General features: G+C 43.3%; 19 protein-coding genes. 16 read left to right on the top strand and 3 right to left on the bottom strand.

Annotated features, from left to right (window positions below; genetic code table 11):
- Positions 1-238 precede the first annotated feature (238 nt).
- The 13 genes from BBD41_RS09715 (at position 239) to BBD41_RS09655 (ending at position 10146) form a co-directional block, all read left to right on the top strand.
- Positions 239-1729 (top strand): WXG100 family type VII secretion target, encoded by a 1491-nt coding sequence (locus BBD41_RS09715; RefSeq protein WP_237087049.1) that lies wholly within the window; start codon positions 239-241, stop codon positions 1727-1729.
- Entirely contained in the window at positions 1726-2211 is a 486-nt protein-coding gene (locus BBD41_RS09710; RefSeq protein ID WP_099477443.1) for a hypothetical protein, read from the top strand. Before BBD41_RS09715 ends, BBD41_RS09710 begins: the two co-directional genes overlap by 4 nt.
- Positions 2212-2244: 33 nt before the next feature.
- Positions 2245-2610 (top strand): hypothetical protein, encoded by a 366-nt coding sequence (locus BBD41_RS09705; protein WP_099477442.1) that lies wholly within the window; start codon positions 2245-2247, stop codon positions 2608-2610.
- Between the two features lie 156 nt (positions 2611-2766).
- Entirely contained in the window at positions 2767-3255 is a 489-nt protein-coding gene (locus BBD41_RS09700) for a SitI3 family protein (RefSeq protein WP_099477441.1), read from the top strand.
- 151 nt (positions 3256-3406) lie between these two features.
- Positions 3407-3733: a ribonuclease toxin immunity protein CdiI gene (gene cdiI, locus BBD41_RS09695; protein ID WP_099477440.1), complete on the top strand. Its 327-nt coding sequence runs from the start codon at positions 3407-3409 to the stop codon at positions 3731-3733.
- Positions 3734-4219: 486 nt separating this feature from the next.
- On the top strand, positions 4220-4702 hold the full coding sequence (locus tag BBD41_RS09690; RefSeq protein WP_099477439.1) for a hypothetical protein: 483 nt from the start codon (positions 4220-4222) through the stop codon (positions 4700-4702).
- A gap of 133 nt (positions 4703-4835) precedes the next feature.
- Positions 4836-5180: a hypothetical protein gene (locus BBD41_RS09685; RefSeq protein ID WP_099477438.1), complete on the top strand. Its 345-nt coding sequence runs from the start codon at positions 4836-4838 to the stop codon at positions 5178-5180.
- A gap of 143 nt (positions 5181-5323) precedes the next feature.
- Complete coding sequence (locus BBD41_RS09680; RefSeq protein ID WP_099477437.1) at positions 5324-5539, top strand: hypothetical protein; 216 nt, start codon at positions 5324-5326, stop codon at positions 5537-5539.
- A 174-nt stretch (positions 5540-5713) separates the two neighbouring features.
- A complete protein-coding gene (locus BBD41_RS30255) occupies positions 5714-6421 on the top strand; it encodes a hypothetical protein (protein ID WP_237087048.1) in 708 nt (235 codons plus the stop codon).
- A 107-nt stretch (positions 6422-6528) separates the two neighbouring features.
- Complete coding sequence (locus tag BBD41_RS09670) at positions 6529-7071, top strand: type 1 periplasmic-binding domain-containing protein (RefSeq protein WP_099477436.1); 543 nt, start codon at positions 6529-6531, stop codon at positions 7069-7071.
- Positions 7072-7616: 545 nt separating this feature from the next.
- Positions 7617-8219 (top strand): pentapeptide repeat-containing protein, encoded by a 603-nt coding sequence (locus BBD41_RS09665; protein ID WP_099477435.1) that lies wholly within the window; start codon positions 7617-7619, stop codon positions 8217-8219.
- Positions 8220-8428: 209 nt separating this feature from the next.
- Positions 8429-8998 carry an RNA polymerase sigma factor gene (locus BBD41_RS09660; RefSeq protein WP_167392966.1) on the top strand — a complete coding sequence of 190 codons (570 nt, stop codon included), beginning with the start codon at positions 8429-8431 and terminating at the stop codon, positions 8996-8998.
- Positions 8998-10146: a hypothetical protein gene (locus BBD41_RS09655; RefSeq protein ID WP_099477433.1), complete on the top strand. Its 1149-nt coding sequence runs from the start codon at positions 8998-9000 to the stop codon at positions 10144-10146. Before BBD41_RS09660 ends, BBD41_RS09655 begins: the two co-directional genes overlap by 1 nt.
- Before the next feature lie 266 nt (positions 10147-10412).
- Here the strand turns inward: BBD41_RS09655 and BBD41_RS09650 are convergent, their stop codons facing one another.
- The 3 genes from BBD41_RS09650 to BBD41_RS09640 form a co-directional block, all read right to left on the bottom strand.
- Positions 10413-11075, bottom strand: a complete 663-nt coding sequence (locus BBD41_RS09650) for a hypothetical protein (RefSeq protein ID WP_099477432.1) — start codon at positions 11073-11075, stop codon at positions 10413-10415.
- 428 nt (positions 11076-11503) lie between these two features.
- On the bottom strand, positions 11504-13111 hold the full coding sequence (locus tag BBD41_RS09645) for a response regulator transcription factor (protein ID WP_099477431.1): 1608 nt from the start codon (positions 13109-13111) through the stop codon (positions 11504-11506).
- Positions 13104-14894: a sensor histidine kinase gene (locus BBD41_RS09640; RefSeq protein WP_099477430.1), complete on the bottom strand. Its 1791-nt coding sequence runs from the start codon at positions 14892-14894 to the stop codon at positions 13104-13106. Before BBD41_RS09640 ends, BBD41_RS09645 begins: the two co-directional genes overlap by 8 nt.
- A gap of 213 nt (positions 14895-15107) precedes the next feature.
- On the opposite strand from BBD41_RS09640, the gene BBD41_RS09635 reads away from it, so the two are divergent.
- From BBD41_RS09635 to BBD41_RS09625, 3 genes are all read left to right on the top strand, one after another.
- Positions 15108-15995 (top strand): carbohydrate ABC transporter permease, encoded by an 888-nt coding sequence (locus BBD41_RS09635; RefSeq protein WP_223260640.1) that lies wholly within the window; start codon positions 15108-15110, stop codon positions 15993-15995.
- 13 nt (positions 15996-16008) lie between these two features.
- On the top strand, positions 16009-16839 hold the full coding sequence (locus tag BBD41_RS09630) for a carbohydrate ABC transporter permease (RefSeq protein ID WP_099477429.1): 831 nt from the start codon (positions 16009-16011) through the stop codon (positions 16837-16839).
- A 77-nt stretch (positions 16840-16916) separates the two neighbouring features.
- Complete coding sequence (locus BBD41_RS09625) at positions 16917-18260, top strand: ABC transporter substrate-binding protein (RefSeq protein WP_099477428.1); 1344 nt, start codon at positions 16917-16919, stop codon at positions 18258-18260.
- Positions 18261-18271: the final 11 nt, after the last annotated feature.

Raw genomic sequence — 18271 nt, 5'->3', positions numbered from 1 at the left:
TTTTTACGGTATATCATGTTCCGTGACTCCCTACATCCTCCCACCAATAATAATGGTCATATTACTGAAAACCTCGCTCGTAATAAAGTCCCGTATCTAACTGAGAAAAAGATCCTAGTTTTAAGTGACATAGCAAGGCCCTCGGAACCTTTTCCATATAATTCAAGTGGAGTAAAATATTTAAGTTAGCTATGATCGGAAATCGGGTTCAATCCGAAAGCAAGATGGAGAGGTTGTTATGAGTAGAATTTTGGTCACACCGGAGATGTTGCTGCGCGTTGCAGAGCAATGCTCCAGGGCACATGAACAGCTGGAAGCAATGATACACATGCTGAATCAGAACATTCATATGCTGGAGTCTGCCTGGGAAGGTACGACGAGATCTCGTTTTTACGCGGATTTTCAGCAGGCGCATCGGGAGATGACGCAGACTACGGAGCATATCCATCGGACAAGCCTGGAGCTGAGAGGGATTGCCCAACGGTTTAAGTCAGCAGATGAACGGGGACAACCGATCCAAGTTGCTGGGCATGTGCTGGGAGCATCCCCTTTGATGAGGGGAGCCGCAGGCTATAGGGCCGTAGAGGATATGGGGAGAAAAGCGGAGGAAGCCTGGAATTCGGTGCAGCAGGAAGCCGGGAAGGCATGGGACACCGTGAAGCAAGAAGCAGGGGAACTATGGGAGGGCGTAAAGATCGGGGCTGCCCAGTTAGGGAACTCGCTAAAGGATACGGGGATATCCTTGTACGAAGATCCGCTTGGAACCGGGAAAGAGATGCTCTATAATGCAACCATCGGGACGGTCGAGGAGATTTGGAACACTGGGATATGGGCCGGCCGAATGCTTTTTAGCAATGATTACCGTGACAAAGTCGTGGAAGACACCATGCAAGAAGTCGAATCAGCAGGAGGCTGGTCCAATTATTTAGGGCAGGCGGCAGCTTTGATCGTTGGGGAGGTTATTCTCAACCGTGCTGGAATCAGGGGGGGAGGCCCGCTGAATAATAAGCATAGTGATCTTGGTGGCGGTAATAGTGGCGGTAGTGGTGCCGGTAGTGGAAGCGGTAGTGGAAGCGGTAGTGGAAGCGGTAGCGGTGGCGGTAGTGGAAGCGGTAGCGGTGGCGGTAGTACTAGTGGTGGCGGTAATGGCAGCGGTAGCGGTGGCGGTGATGATAGCGGCGATCGTGACGGTGATGATGATGGTGATGGTAATAAGTCGGGGGATGAGGGTTCGGGAAATGCAAAGATTAGAACTGAAGGGAATAAATCCATATATACTAATGAATTTGGTAATGATATATCATGGAATAATCAAGGGCCTAAAGATATAGATGCTATTATCGAAAAAAATTTAAAGAGTACAAAAGTTGGTGATGCATTAGAAGGGGAAGTAGCACAAGCAGTAAAGGAAATGGGTAGATTGCACGGAACAGGAGTAGAACTGAAAATGTCGAACAAAACAAAGGCGGGTGATATAGACGTATTAACTGATGCTCATATTATTGAAGTTAAGAAATCTTTAAGTGCATTGGATGAAAAACAAATTGATAAGCTGACTGATCCCTTAAATGAAAAGTATTTTAATTATGATAATAGAGAGATTATATACTTTATTGAAGATACCACAATCAAGAATAAGACACAGGCTAACTTAGTAAAAATTTTGGAGGAGAAAGGGATAAAAATCATAAGTTCACTTGATGAATTAAGAGAGGTTTTGATAAGGTGAGTTCAATTATCATTTTGAAAAATATGGAGAACTACTCTCCTGAGCAGACTATTAGTCATTTTATTAAAGCAGCTGAAAGAGCTAAGATGTATTGTTTTTATATAACAACTAAATTGGATAAAGATGGTTATTTTTATTCAGCTGAAGGTACATTATCAGAAGTAGACGAAATTACGTTTCAACATATCGAAGATGAGGAGAATATTCGATACTTTACGTTTAATATAAACAGAGCTAGAGAAGATTTGTACGATAGCTTCACTTGGTTGACTGAAGACAAAAATTATTTCTGGGCAGCAGATATTGAAAATATTAATCATGAGTATGAATTTATTTTTAGGTTTGTAATAGAGTACTTTAAGGAAAATAGTGAGGATTATTTATGGTTCGATGATGCCGATTGGTATTATACTGCTGCTGATATATTAAAATTAAGTCAAATGCCCTATAACCCTGAGTGGTGCTGTAAAAAAATAGTGTGAAGCAACTCATATCCAATAAGGTGGCGAATGACTTTGAAGAGACCTTGGAAGACCATAGCATTCGGTTTTATTGGCATGGTTTTTCTTGTCGTAATGTTCGCAGGTGCCTATATCAATAATATCGGATTCCATAACTTAAAGCTCATGTACACGTTGAGTACTACGGAGAAATTAATAGTTTCAATGGATAGAGTGGGGCATTATCTGGCAAGAGAGGATCGTTCCGTTGAGCTTCTAAAAGAGCGAATAGGCAGTAAAGGATGGAGCTATGTCGAGCAAGAAGGCTCTAATTATTTTTTTGAAAAGGGAAATGAAGAAGCGATCGTTACCATACAGCAATGGAATCATAAATTTGTCATTTATCAGGTTAAAGATAACGTCATCAATATAGCGGACTAGTAAGCAGCTAGGGCAAACACCCTCATTATTGTTATTTGAAATGGTGGGAATTAGTTTAATTAATACTTTATCAATTTTAAACGATTCGCAGATTGGCCGATTAATGGACTTAAAGGATTAATAGCAATTGATTTACCACAATATAGGAGTGCTCAAGTGGCTATTGAATATTCTCTCAAAACAGAACAAAAAATATCTGAATCCTGTTTATTACAAGAACTAGCTTCAATGGGGTATAAAAATATTGATGTAATAGACATTCCAAAAGGAATTAAAATTAGTCAATTTGAGAAATCACTGGGTCTGTCTGTTTACTTAACCGAGTCTGGCGAATATCCGTATAACGCCTATGACACTCAGTTTTTGAGCAGTGAGTTTGTATATGAAAGTACATTGAGTATTCGCTTTATAAACAATTTATACAATAATGAATCCTTTAAGTTTGCTTTATCTCTAGTGTTCAATTTGATGAAAAACAATAATTCAAATGCTTTATTTTTATCAAATGGTGATAATGAATTATCTTTCTTTACTAAAGGACATGTATATTTGGATAATTCATCACATGTCTGGGATAATGGTTATTTTACTGAAATTCTTAAGGGATATAGATATAGTAATTTTGATCGAAAATTTATAGATTAGAGAAGGCACTGCCTGGTGACGAATGAACCCATCATTCAACGAATAACACATTTAACTCAAGTAATTTTTATCTGACTTTTGATTATAAGGATTAAAAGGAGAGAAAGAACTGTATAGAATACTTACAGAAAAAGACGAAATTGACAAACTGGTGGAATCTTATTTCTGGGTTATTGATTTCCCAAGGGCTTTGGAGTATTTTTGGGATATTGAGAGGCGTGGCTATGGAACGGGTCCACTAGAGGTACAATTTTCATCTTATCATGAGCCAGAAGAGGAGTATTACATTGGGGATAAGAAAGTGTGCTTTATAGGAGAGCCCCCAGCTTCCGACGAAAATGTAATGGCAATAATTGAGTATGATGAATTTTATAACTACATAATTATTTTTAGTGCAAAACATCTTGACGAGCACCCTGAAGATAAAAATAAGATTAATACTTCATTAGAGAAAATAAAAAACAGATTAGGTATATAACTTGAATAAAGATCGCAAAAACCTGCCAAGCCACAATGCGAGCTATCCGTCCGTATTGTGGTTTTCTTATAACCGTATACCCGCTCCCATCCAGTGCCGAATTAGTCGGGCGGCTGAACCACATCAAAAAGATATCGATTCCCTTTGTAACCTGATACAGATAACGGTTTTCCAAGCCCGTCGTCGAAACTGTTTTTTTGGTTTGTTGAGCCTGTTCATCTGCTTCAATTATCCTTAAAAAAGATGGTCAACCTGCCGGGTGATTTAGATGTTGTTACTAAGAATGCAATAATTGAAGTTAAGGCGTCAATTAAAGCTGTTGAGGTGCAGAACAATTTTTGAAGATGGCTAAGCAAAACCATTCGGATTTTTTTAAATCCTGGGAACACAGAAATATAATTCTCTATATTGACAAGCCGTTGGCTAACTTAAGAGGTGTAACCATTGTTAATTCATGGGATGATTTACAGGAGGCACTAAGATAGAATGGGAACCACTGCTTTTATTTTGACAGATCGTGAAAAATATACGCCGGAAAAGTTCTTGGCGGATACAATTGTAGCAACCTTTCATTCGGATGCTAAACTTATATTTGAGAATTATAAAAATTACGAAGAGGGACGATTCTCATTTACAACATTGAATATACTTGACCATTCCTATAATAGCGAAGAGAATAACTACCAATTTATTTTGTATGTAAAGGCTAGAGAGAATTCTAGTATCCTTTTCAGTGATTATGATGATCTTGGGTTGAATTCAGACCGCGAATTATTTCGGATAGGGACTATTGAAGAGGTTTATGGAGCAGAGAAGGTTATTTTTCGTTTTATCTATGAATATCTTAAGATTAACCCGGACGATTACTTTTGGGTAGCAGATTATGATTGGGTCTACAGTTGGGAAGACATGCAAAGATTAAAATCGTTATCTTATGATCCTGATTGGTGTTATAAGAATCCTAAATAAGAAGACGGGACGGGTAACTCTGCTCAATTGGCTTCTCAAACGTTCAGGCAAGTAAAGTAAAGGTTTCGGGCCTGACTATAAACCGTTACCTGGTGATAAGACTACTATTATTCAAAAATAAGAGGGAGTTCGGATGGAGAAAATCTCCACGGAAAAGCTCATGGAGCTATATGTAGACACAATTGCTAAATGTGGAACATATCTACTGAACGAGGATGATGTAGTAATCGAGTACAATATTTTTGAAGAATTTGATACGGGAAATACTTCTTTTTTGCACGCCGATAATTTGCAAAAGCTTTACGATGCAGGATTAATTAATAACGAGATGGTGTACAAAAGTTCTACTTTAAGAAACATGGTGCTAGAATTGCAGCAAGGCGATGAATGGGATGTGAATGCAGTTAGGAATTCACTCAAATGGAGGAGAGTACTTCAATTGGCTGATGAAATTAAGGGGTTAATTGGTGGCTATTAAAAGATACACCTATTTCGAAAATATTTTGACCGCCTAGCACCACGCATCGCCCGTTAATCGAAGTTGAACATTACCAGCAATGAGTGGCTTCTTGCTCCTAATGGACTTGATTTATTAAATTTTGAGAATAATGGAGGGAAGGAATGAGTGATAATAAAATAAGCATACTGTCTGAAAAGTTCGAGAATGAAAAAACTGGTGAACAAGTCGAAGGAATAACGATTATGATAGATGGCAAATTAAAAAATATGTTAGACATAATCATTGAAAAAGAGCGCGGATACAATAACTATACAGAGGTAATTAAAGATATAGTATTTGCTGGCATAAATCAATTTGTCGAAAAGCACAAGAGATAGAACCCCGCTTAGGCACTGTACCTCTTTTTGTGAAACCTTGATAGGCTACGTGCCTTTCAAGGTTTTTTCATTGGTGGGGGGCGAATGATGTCATCATTCAACCAATAACAGAATGGATGGAGGTATGCCTTTCAGAGATTGTTCTACATTGGAATTCAGACACAGAGTTATTTGATGTTAACCCGTCTAAAAATGCGCATGATAAAGCTAATGTTACAGCTCCAAATCCGGGGCCGCCCAGTTAAAGAACTCGTACAAGGATACGGGGATATCCTTGTACGAATATCCCTTGGAACCGGGAAAGAGATGCTCTATAATGCAACCATCGGGACGGTCGAGGATATTTGGGACACAGCGGTATGGGCCAGCCGAATGGTTTTTAGTAACGAGTACCGCGAAAAAGTTGCCGAAGACGTAAAGGTCGAAGTCGATTCAGCAGGCGGTTGGTCCAATTATTTGGGGCAGGGGGCAGCTTTGATCCTTGGGGAGGTTATTCTCAACCGTGCTGGAATTAGGGGGAGAGGCCCGCTGAATAATAAGCATAATGATCTTGGTGGTGGTAATGGTGGCGGTAGTGGTAGTGGCAGCGGTAATGGAAGTGGCGAGCATGGCGGTGATGGTGAAGACGGTGATGGTAATAAGTCGGGGGATGAAGGGACGGGTAAAGTTGAGCTAAGTTTGGGTAACATTAAACACTTCTGGAAAGGACATTCTTTCGAGTCATTCAGCAAGCAAATTCCTTATTTGTTGAAAGTAAAATCAAGAGAAGCAGTGGAACAACAATTATCCAATGTTAGTTTCTTTAATAAGAATTTAAGCAAGGATCAAGTTGTCTCTCAAGTTGAAAGAGCTTCGAATGAAGCGGTAGCGAAGGGACTATAATAGATGGAGAATTGATAACAGTTGCATTCGATAACGGCTTATTTCAGAGTGCATGGGGATCGCATAAATATAAAATATCAGATTTTGGTTACTAGGGGGTGTAGTCTTTGTTTAAAATTAATTTCAGATTTGTAGACGAAGATATTCAGCAGTTTAGGAAAATAAACTCTGAACAATTTGATAAGGACTTTGGTGGTGATATATCTGGACAAATTGAATTAATTTTCGATGATCGTTCAGTTGGGTTTTATCATGACGAAGTTCCTTTTGGAAATGAATTGATATTTCATTGGTTCTGTAGGTTGAATGAAGTTCTTGAGATTCTTGAAAGCAGCGATAGTTCTCATTATATTGCTATGAATATAATGGGAAGTGATCAATGGATTGAAATTGTTAATGAGGGGAGACTGCGAGTTAGTTTAATTAATAGTCCCGGTATGACAGAAATACAGGACTTTATTATCAAAACACCTCTTCTACATACTGACACCAAGGAGTGGGGAGATATACTTATAGACCATGCGGAGTTTAAAAATGAAATCAAGAATAGCACATTAAAACTGTTGCAACAAATAAATGATTTGAACAGCGATTTGCTTAGGTCGAATAAATTAAGAAGAATACAGGAGTTTCGTAGGTACTACACATAAGGCTACCCAATCACGAATGACCCCATCATTCAACCAATAACACATCTAGCTCATGTAACCCATGTAATGCCTGTATAAAGATTTTTTTATTTCTGCTATACGCAATATCGGTACCGTCACCTTCGAGTGAATACTGGGGTGTACTAGAGGACGGAACAAATCAAGGTGTAAAACATTTTGCCACTAGGAAGTACCACAATTTGAGAACTGGCCAAGCCACAATGCGAGCTATCCGTCTGTATTGTGGTTTTCTTATACACTTCCCTTGTGTCGGTTTATTGATACTTCTTCAGGTTTAAAGTGGGACGTAAAAAGCTTTGAATCATACCCAAGTGGTGACAATGGAGTTCTATAACCAATCCCCAAAAGGGTGCCTTTACTATCAAACAAGGTATGATAAAGCTACAAAAAGAATTTGATAATGGGAACAACGTAATTATTGACACTAGAAAAATGGAGCCTGAGCATGTTGAACAACTCAAGAAAGCAATTGATGAAGAAGGAGTAGCAGATAAAATAATATGGTATCCTTAAGGGGTGGGAAAATGGAAGGAAATCTTAATAGGAAGTTTGATTTGCATAAAAAGTGGGTTGAGACAATTGGTAAAGAAGGCGAAATGTTAAAGTTAGATGAAGTGGACTTAAGAAGTTTTGATTTATCCGATATATTGCTTGAACAAGCATATTTAATAGAGTGTACTTTTGACGATCTCAGATTGGAAAATATTGATTTTCACACATCATTATTAGCCTCGTCAACATTTAAAAATGCATATTTAGACAAATGTGATTTTTATAAATCAGATCTCAGATATACGGATTTTTCCAACTGCTTCATTAATAACAGTAGATTTAGTAAAAGTGATTGTTGGGAAGCAATTTTTAGAAATGCATATTTAGTAGATTGTAATTTGATTAATGTATCGTTTTACTTAACGGATTTTAGTTGGGCAAGACTAGAAAATATAGATATAAGTGTAGCGACATTTGAAGAAACATTATTAAACGGAGTAACTTTGAAAAATATTATGGGTATAGAAGAAGCTCATATTAAAAGTATTAATATTGGTACGTTGGAGAAACCAATTTTGTTGAAATCAGATGATGCAAAGAAATGGATGTTAGAAAAATGTGAAGTAAGTGGCTAAGAGGATTGGCTACCAGTGCCGATTGAAAAGGGTACCAATGTTAAATCACTTGATAGGCTTCGTACCTTTCAAGGTAAAGTTGAAATAATAAGCGTCAGGATAGATGAGTAAATGAACTCATTCGTCCAGGCTGCTTTTTTTTTATTTCCTGAATATTTCGTGCGAATGGAACCGCACTATGAAATTTGTAGTCTTATTGTTTGAGGTGAATGAATTTGGATGTAGATTTGAATTATTTGCAGTATACAACCGAGATGGACGAGCTGTCCTTAGAAGTAGTGATGGATCAGTATGGAACAGACGTATGGAATTATGCTTATTTTTTAACAAAGGATACGGAGATGGCCGATGATATTTCGCAGGAGGTATTCATCAAATGCTACAAGAGTATCGGGAGTTTTAAAGGGAGAAGTACACTGAAAACTTGGCTTCTTACCATCACTAGAAACACGACATTTACATACCGTAGGTCGCGTTATTTTCGTTCCAGGAGCTTTGTTGAATTACTTCGTAGGCAAGATACACAGACGTTAATGGATCAACGTGCAAAAGCTGCTTCAGCAGAGAGTGAGTACGTATCCCGTGAACATGTTAATGAAATATGGGATGTCATTATGCAGCTGCCTGACAAGCTTCGCGAAGTGCTGGTTCTCGATTTAAAGTTCGAGATGTCCGTTGCAGAGATGAGTGAAATGATAGGAATCCCAGGTGGAACCGTGAAATCGAGGCTATCTAGGGCTAGAACCAAAGTGCAGGCAATGCTGAGGGGGTTGGAGTGATGAATGAAACAAGACCACAGTGGTATGAAAAGGCCAAACAAGGACCTTTTGAGGATAAAAGGTTTACAGCTAATCATAAGCAAGCAGTCATGATGAAAATCGAAGAGAGCAAATCATCTTCTAGCAGGTTTAAAGATAGAGGCGGTAACCGCAAAAGAGTGTACTGGGGATACACTGCAGCAGCGCTATTAGTTTTGGTGGCAGCCGGTTGGTTATGGAATTCAGAAGTATTCAACACGAATCCAACATACCAGGCTCAGAGTATACTGACAGAGGACCCTCCAGCTGGGGTGACTAATGAGGTCTGGAACACAGCCAGATCGGCGATGAGTGATATGGTAGGTAAAGAAATGAAGTTTGAACGTAGTGAGAAGCTGGACAATAACCAAATGCTCTTGAAGTTTCGCGGCGAAGGCGATGATTTCGCAGATTTATGGATAGACACTGCTTCAAACGAAGTGGTGAGGGCTATTTCCACTGCGAACTTGCCCAAAGCATCTGCAGCTTCAATGGATGATAAAGCTAAGAATGAATTGAAAAAGCTCGGTTATAAAGGGCAATTTGATTACTCAGTAGAACGCCATGTCATGTACAATCTGGATAACAATACGCAGGATACGGTTCTTATATCACTTAAGAGTGAGGATGCGAAAGTGGATTTTTCCAATGGCGAAATGGAGTCCGTGTGGTTATCAAACAGTATGGATGATGTACCATTAGAAGTGGAACAAGCAGCGAGTGCTGCACTCCAAAAGCTTCGCGGTACAGAAGAGATTCCTCCATTAACGAAATCGTTCCAAACTAATTATATTCGCCTGGGTCATCATGTACTTGAACTGCATTATGGTGAGGATGCTATTGTCTATTACGAGCTCAATCAACAAGAAATCACTCAAGTTAGTGATTGGTCTTTGAATGGAACAGCTAAGAGCAGCATTCAAGTGAAGGAGCAAAATACGGTTAAGGACGCGGTTGCTCCTTTAATTTACAATATTTTTGGGGTCGATATTACGAGTTACCAAGAGACTGTTGACAAGAAAAATCCAGGTAGTTACCTGTTTGAGAAGGAGGGCGAGCCTTCGATCGAGGTGGCTTACAACGCCAATAAATATGTTTATAGCATCATTAAACATATTTATGAAGATTGAAAGTAAATAGGTTGAGCGTTCAATAGGCGATAAAAAAGACAAGTTGTTGCCCTTGTTGGGACAGCAGCTTGTCTTTATTATTTTTGCCAGGTCTTTTGGCTTGACTGTTTTTTTGAAAATTATGAGGCGAACGAGTCACGGAATGGAAGGGAATATAAGTCGACTGGAACCTTCAGTACGGAAACCAGAAAAAAGGACACCAAGTCCTAAGCAGACCTCGTGCCCTCAAATCAACGGATTCATATTTTCCGTTATACTTCTTGTTATTATTTCACGAATGTATCCGGCAGCTTCAGGGAAACGACAGCATCGTCAGTCTCCTGCAGCCCCGAATCACTTAGAAATTGCTCGCGGAGCTCTTTTTTATTCTTACCTAATGCATACTTCACGCTAATATCAACGACATTGCCATGTGAACGAAATGCGGGGAATTGGTCCAACGAAAAAACAACCGCATTCGCTTGATAAGTCTTCGAATCATCAGCTCTGCAAGGCGATTTGGAATCATCCGGGCATAGGTTTACGGTAATGGGACGGTGCCGCGGATTGTGCTTGGCTGTTTCCCCATTGATGGAGCCGTCGATGTACTGGATGCTGATTTCCCGATCCTTCCTCGTATTCTCGACCGCAGAAACGACATACAGCCGATCCGGAACGGCTTGATTATTCTGGTTGACGGCATCTCTCACCAAGAAAACGTATTGGTAGCGGATGCTGATATTGTCTTCGATCTCCGAGATTTCGGTCAAAGGTTCCGTGTTCACGGATCCAGCGGATTTGATCCCTTCCAACTCATAGATTGCGCTTAATATTGATTCGGGGTCCGTGTTCTGCGGGACAGTTTGTTTGACGGACGTGCTGCAGCCGGTAAAAAGGGCAGCGAAGGCCATGAAGATGGCTAGGATATATCGGTTCTTTTTGCGAATCACGCCTTTCCCAATCCTCCTTACAACGGCATGTACAACATGGTTAATATATGAAGCTATCAAAACTAAGTTAATGGAATTCATGGCATAATGCAAGCTAGGGCAGTACATAGGGAGGGGTGAAGGTGAAGACGGATCAAAGATCCTTAATGGCTGCGTGAAAAGTTACCTTTAACCGAAAGCCGAATCCAGAACTTGAAGATCCATCACCACTTTCTGCATTGACGGTCCGATGTATTGTTGAACATGAAAAAAAGGACACCAAGTCCTAAGCAGACCTCGTGCTCCCAGATAAATTGGTTTTTGATGCTCGCAACATGACCCTTGATAGTGGATCGGTTGAACTTCATAAGAAAAACAGGAGATCATCTCTCGCAAACAGAGGCAGGTCTCCTGTTTTTCTTCATGACAACTTTCAGTAAGCTGATGCCTTATATTGATCGCCGGTATTCGCTCGGCGACATCCCGGCGTAATTCCGGAATAGCTTAATAAAATAGCTCGTATGCTCATATCCGAGCTGCTCGGAAATTTCCGCAACGTTTAAATCGGACTGGTTCAGCAACTCCTGGGCTCTTTCCATTTTCGTGCGGGTGACGAATTCGACGAAGGTTTCTCCAGTTTCCTGCTTGAAAATACGGCTGAAATGAGACGGGTTCAGATTCAAGCGATGCGCCATTTCCTCCATCGCGATTTTTTCGCCCATATGGAGGCGGACGTATCGCTGCGCCTCGGCAATTTCTCGGCGTACAACGGTTTGTTCCCGAAGCGACTCGATTTCGACGGATTTTTGTTCGAGAAATCCCTGGAGCCATTCCAGCAAATGGTCCAGCGTTTCGATCGAGACGATTTTCCGCTGCAGCCTTTCGGTGTTGAAGTTTGTGACGAAGTTTTGCATGACGGTGTACTTGAGCTGGAGTTCCATTGTCATTTTGAGCACCCAGCATTTTACCGCCTCCACCGGATAGACCCTGCTTTCTATCAAATCTTTCCATTCTCTGACGGCAAGCGAGATCCGGGTCTTGTCCCCAGCAAGAATGCAATCTTTCAAATCCTGCAGGGCTTTGGAATAATGCAGGAAAATATCCTCTTCCGAGGTCTTCAGAGGCAGCATTTTCGCATAAACGCGCTCGCCCGTATAGAAACGAAACGTTGCGGCATCAAGCAATTTCTGAATCTCTTTTTTCAATTGGAGCAATTCGCGGCTCACTTCCCCGCGGATAAACGAGATGCCGATGCGCAGATGTTGAAACATCTGTTGTTGGACGCGTTGCAGTTCGCCCTGAACGTCCTCATGAAGATTCCGTGTCAACATATGCGGGAAGGGGAACAGCAACAGGTATTGGCGTTCGTTCAGGACAAACAGGAAGCTTCCGTTAACACGGACTAGTTCCTGCAAGGCGTTATGGATCACAAACTGCATGTTGACGGCTCCGCCAAACCGGACTTCCAATTCGGCGGCTCTATCCGGCAGGGCCAGGACTGGCAGATAAGGGACGCCGTCCTGGAGAAGGATGCCGGAATTTCGAAATTCGTTCGCCCATTCAGCTTCGCTCCAGACCGGTTGTTCAAGAAACTTGCGGATCAATCCGGATCGAATGGCGGATAGATGTTGTTGGACTTTCTTTTGGAGCTGATTCCGGTCATGTTCCAAGTCATTTTCCTTGGTCAATTGGTTCGTCAACCGGCCCAGCACGGAAACGACCTGGTCAATCCGAAGACTCTCCTTTAAAATATATTCGCTCACGTTAAGTTTTACGGCCATCTGCGCGTAGTGAAAATCTTCGTGACAAGACAAGATGACCGTCTTCAGCCGAGGGTTGGCAGCGCGCGCTTTTTCGATTAATTCCAGTCCGTCCATAACGGGCATTCCGATATCCGTGACGAGAATGTCCGGACGGTGAATTTGGCAAGCTTCCCATGCTTCGCCGCCGTCGGAACAAACGGCCGCCAAATTCAGACCCAGCGTCGTCCAGGGAATGCCGGCACTCAAATAATCCAATACCGTATAATGATCGTCGGCGACAAGAACTTTAAACATGATGATCATCCTCCCCTGTATTCTCGATCGGTAACAGCAGCTCCACGGTCGTGCGCCGCCCGTACTCGCTTTGAATATTCATTTCAAACCGCTCCCCGTACAACAATTTCAAACGGCTAAAGACATTGAACAGGCCGATACCGGCAGGAGAGATCCGTTCGCCCAGGTTCTTCTGCTCGATGATATCCTCCTTTTGATAGCTAAGCCGCTTCTTTAATTCCTCAAGCGTCTCCGGATTCATGCCCAAGCCGTTATCCTCAACCGTGATGATAAATGAGGCGCCGGCGGTTTGCGCTCGGATCGAAATCATCCCGCCACTCTTCGAAAAGCCGTGTTTATATGCATTCTCGATAATCGGCTGCAAGATAAAGCGGGGAACGGTAGCGGCAAACGGGTCCGCTTGGATATGCCAATGAATCTCGATCGGAAATCGCGTAGTTAATTTCATTAAGTCCGTATATTGTTTGGCTGTTTCCATTTCGGCATAAAACGTAACGGATTCATCCTGCCTAAGGCTTGTCCGAAGCAACGAGGATAGCGACTCGACGGTGACAGCGTTTTCATCATCGCCTTTCATCAACAATTTTAAACGGATCGAGTTCAATACGTTAAATAGGAAATGCGGATGAACTTGCGCCTGCAGCATCGCCATTTCAGCCTGCCGTTTCAACTCCTGCTCCATCTTCACCTGCGTCAAGATTTGCTGGATACGATCGAGCATAAAGTCGAACGAACGGCCGAGCCGGCCGATTTCATCAGGTCCGCGAATGTTGGAACGCACGCTTAGATCCCCGGATTCCACTTTCTTGGCAGCTTCCCCGAGCGCCAGAACCGGCCTGGTGAATCGCCTTAACAAATAGGTAAGAGCAAGCAAAAAACCGATCGCGAACATCGCTTGCAGAAATAGCATCGTTTTAGAAATCCCGTTCAATTTTCCCGTAAGCTGTTCGTAAGGAGCCACGCTTACAAGCTTCCATCCCGAAAAACGAAGTGGGAGCGAAAGAAATAATTGATTTTCCTCGCCTACCTGAATAATCTCCGGCGAAGCTGAAATAGGATGCGGCAGTACGTTCTCGAACCGGTCTCCGATCCAATCGGCATGGCGATTCGATAGGATGCGATTGTTTTCGTCCAGCAAATACACGTCCTCTTCCATATCGGCAAAGAGCTCCCGAATGCTGTTTTCCGTGCGACTGACCACGAGGTAGGCAAAGGGCGGTTTATTCACGGTCTCGGTCAATGCCCGCGCTGTCATATAAACATATTTCTGTTCAGGATACAGCGGTGGCAAGTAGTTTTCCAGTCCGCCTAAAAATAACGTCTCGTAAGGTGTCAAGCGTTCCGCCCTCGAAAACCAATCCTGCCGGAAAAAGCGCTGCGGCTGAAAGTCGTAGAACGAGTAGTCGGAATATGCCCGGCCGTCTTCTGTCAGTAAGGTCAGGCGCAGGTCCTGCTTCTCGCCGGCGACCTGCTCCAATCGGGTCGTTAGCTGCCTCGCGGCGACAGGACTTTCTTTCGCCTCTTCCAATAATGTTTTAATTTCCGGATCCAATTGGACGAAGTTCGATATGGACACCATTTCTTCCAGGATCGCTTCCACTTGGGATTGCACAATCATGAGCGATTGCTCCGCTTTTCCGAGCGTGTGCTCGCGAATGATGATTTTGGAGTATACGCCGGTGGTGTAAAGCATGCCGATGGCAGGCAGTACGAGGCAAGCAATGGAAGTAACAATCAGTTTTTTTCGCAGGGACACATGCTTGAAGTTCAGTCGGATGCGCATTCGTTGTCCATCACCTCAGCCACAATGAATCGATTACTTTTGCGTTATAAGCAAATATTAATGCATTCTGTGGACGGATTCATTCAACATTTTTTTCTATGCGGGAAAAAATATCGCAAAAATCTTTTTCGATTAGAAAAAATCGTTTCATGTGCGCCGGATACACCGGTGTCTATAATGATAAAAAATAGAGATTAACAAAGAGGTGATGAGGTGATCCGAAGACGAACGTTCTACGAGACTGTTACCGGCTATTTGTTTATTTTGCCGATGCTGGTCTTGACAATGACCTTGGTCGTCATCCCGATTGTGCTGTCGGGGGTGATCAGCTTTACGGACTGGAATTTCATTGCGGGCATGGGGGGGCTGAACATCGTCGGATGGGACAACTACATGGAGTTGTTTCGGGACGAAGCGTTTCACCGCTCCTTGCGAAATAACACCGTGTTGATCGCGGTCGTTCCGGTGTCCATGTTTATTGCGATGGTGCTCGCGGCACTGATTAACAAGGGGACGTACTTCAAGAGCTTTTTCAAAGTCATCTATTTTATGCCGTTTATTTCTAGTATTGTCGCAATCGCTTTGCTTTGGAGGGTGCTGTTCCATCCGAACAGCGGACCGATTAACGGCTTTTTACGGTCGATCGGTATCGATCACCCACCGATGTGGCTGGCGGATCCGAACTACGCGCTGATGGCCGTCATGATCATCATGATCTGGACTTCGCTAGGGTTTAACATGATCATTTATTTGGCCGGACTGCAAGGCATTCCGAAGGATCTTTATGAGGCGGCCGAAGTGGACGGAGCTTCGCCGATACGCCAGTTTTTCAAAATTACGCTGCCTATGCTGTCGCCGACAACCTTTTTCCTGTTGATTACGGGGGTTGTAGGATCTTTCAAGGTTTTTGATCTGATTATGGTGCTAACGAACGGAGGGCCGGCCGGTTCGACATCCGTTATTGTTTTCTATCTGTATGAAGAGGCTTTCGTTAATCTGGAATCCGGGTATGCATCCGCCATGGGGATTGTTCTGTTGATACTGATACTGTTCATCACCTTGATCCAATGGGTAGGACAGAAGAAGTGGGTAAATTACTAGGAGGCCGTTAAACATGAAATCCATTCGACTGAACCGGGTCATCATTACGGCCCTGATGGGCATCGCAGGGATCTTCTTTATCCTGCCGTTTCTGTGGATGTTGTCGGCATCGTTCAAGCCAGAGCTTGAGGTGATGACTTATCCGATTCAATGGATCCCGAGTACGTGGAAAATCATTGAAAATTACAGCCAGGTATGGCTGGGGAGCATCCCGTTCGGGCTTTATTATCTGAACAGCATCAAGGTGACTTTACTGACGACTGCATTATCCTTGGTCATCTCCGCCATGGCGGCTTACGGCTTTTCCAAGGTTCATTTCAAAGGACGGGATGCGGTCTTTATACTGGTATTAGCTACGTACATGATTCCGCATCAAGCCATTCTTGTTCCGCAATTCATTATGTTTCGCTGGCTCGGATTGTTTGACAATCACATGAGCCTCGTGTTGCTGGGCGCTTCGGGGGTGTTGGGCACGTTTTTGCTGCGCCAGTTTTTCATGGGGGTTCATAACGAGATTATCGAATCCGCAAGAATCGACGGCGCGAACCACTGGAGGATCTTTTTCCGGATCGGGCTGCCGCTGGTCAAACCCGCGCTTTCGACCTACATGATTCTCCGTTTCATTTGGACCTGGAACGACTACCAGAACCCGCTGATCTTCCTGCGCACAGATTCACTGTTCACGCTGCAGCTCGGCATTCGTAAATTTGCCGATTTTAACGGCGAATTTTATTCGCTCATGATGGCGGGAGCCGTATCCGCAATCCTGCCGCTGCTGATTATTTTCATTATAGGCCAAAAACAAGTCATTGAAGGGGTGGCATCAGGAAGCGTCAAAGGATAATCGATCTAACAGTAGTTCAAACCGTCATCGTCTGGTTTTTTGGAACGCTTATTATCATATACCAAGGGGGAATTCACATGTTCAAAAGAAATTGGAAGCGCTTTTTCGCTGCTGCGGCCATTCTTTCGCTCATCGTTTCCGGATGTGCTTCAGGTTCGGGGGAAAGCCAGGGGGCCGGTTCGAACGGCAGCGCAGCGGACGGTACAGTGACCATCAAACTGCATACCTGGTATCCGAAGAAGACCGACAACTGGGATGTTGCCATCGCGGAATTTGAAAAAAAACATCCCAATATCAAAGTGGAATACGTATCCGCGGAAGACAACAATTCCAACGAATATTACAAGAAGCTCGATCTCGCCGCGGCCTCCGGCGAAGCGCTGGACGTCGTAATGTTCAGCAACATGAATTACCTCAGCCAGCGTATGGAACTCGGCATGCTGGAACCGATCGACGGCTATCTGGAGCAAGAAGGCGCAGTCCTTGCTGACGAGTATACCGTAGATACCAGGATTGGGGGGAAAACTTACGGGTTGCCGGGAAAATCGGTTCTCCCCTTGGTGTTCATCAATGAAAACCATCTCAAAGAGGCGGGGCTTGAACTTCCGAAGGATTGGACGTGGGACGAATATATGCAGTATGCCAAGGCGATGACAAAAACCGACGCCGGCAAGACAAGATACGGAACTTATTTCCATAGTTGGTCCACGCAAGCATACTTTGTTCAGAATATGAATCAAGCTGCCGGAGCGAACTTGACCACGGACGACGGAGCGGCAGCCAACGCGGATACGCCGAGTGTTCGCAAGTCGTTGGAGCTTCGGCTGCAAGGGGAGAAGGAGGGCTTTGTGACGCCGTATTCGGAAGTCGTCAGCCAGAAATTGAACTACCGCCCCCAATATTTCAATCAGGAAACGAGCATGATTTCAATGGGCTCATTCCTGGTTCCGGAAACCGGAGGAACGGATCAAGTGCCGGCGACATTCAAAACGGTATTCGCTCCCCTTCCGAAGGTGAATAAGGAAGATCCGGTTTCGGGCAATGTCAGCGGCGATGTGCTGGGGATCTATAGCAAATCGAAGCATAAAGAAGAAGCGTACACGTTCATCCGTTGGTATACGACAGAGGGAATCGCCCTTCAAGGGAAGTACTTTCCTTCCTGGAAGAAGGTGAATATGGACGACGTCGTCGATAACATCATCGCCGGCACGAAAACCCCGGAAATGATCGACAAGGAATCATTGCTCTACGTGCTTGAACATACGAAACAAACGACGGCGGCGGTCGCGGTGCCGTTCCATGCGGAGCTGGAGAAAGTGTTCGTCGAAGAATTCGACGCGATGATGCTGTCGGGCCAGGATCTTGATACAACCGTAAAAAACGCACAGCAACGCATTCAAAAAATCATCGATTCCAAGTAGGAGGGAAGCTT

The organism is Paenibacillus ihbetae (assembly GCF_002741055.1).
Lineage (GTDB): Bacteria > Bacillota > Bacilli > Paenibacillales > Paenibacillaceae > Paenibacillus_AQ > Paenibacillus_AQ ihbetae.
This window is presented reverse-complemented; position numbering and strand designations above follow the sequence as displayed.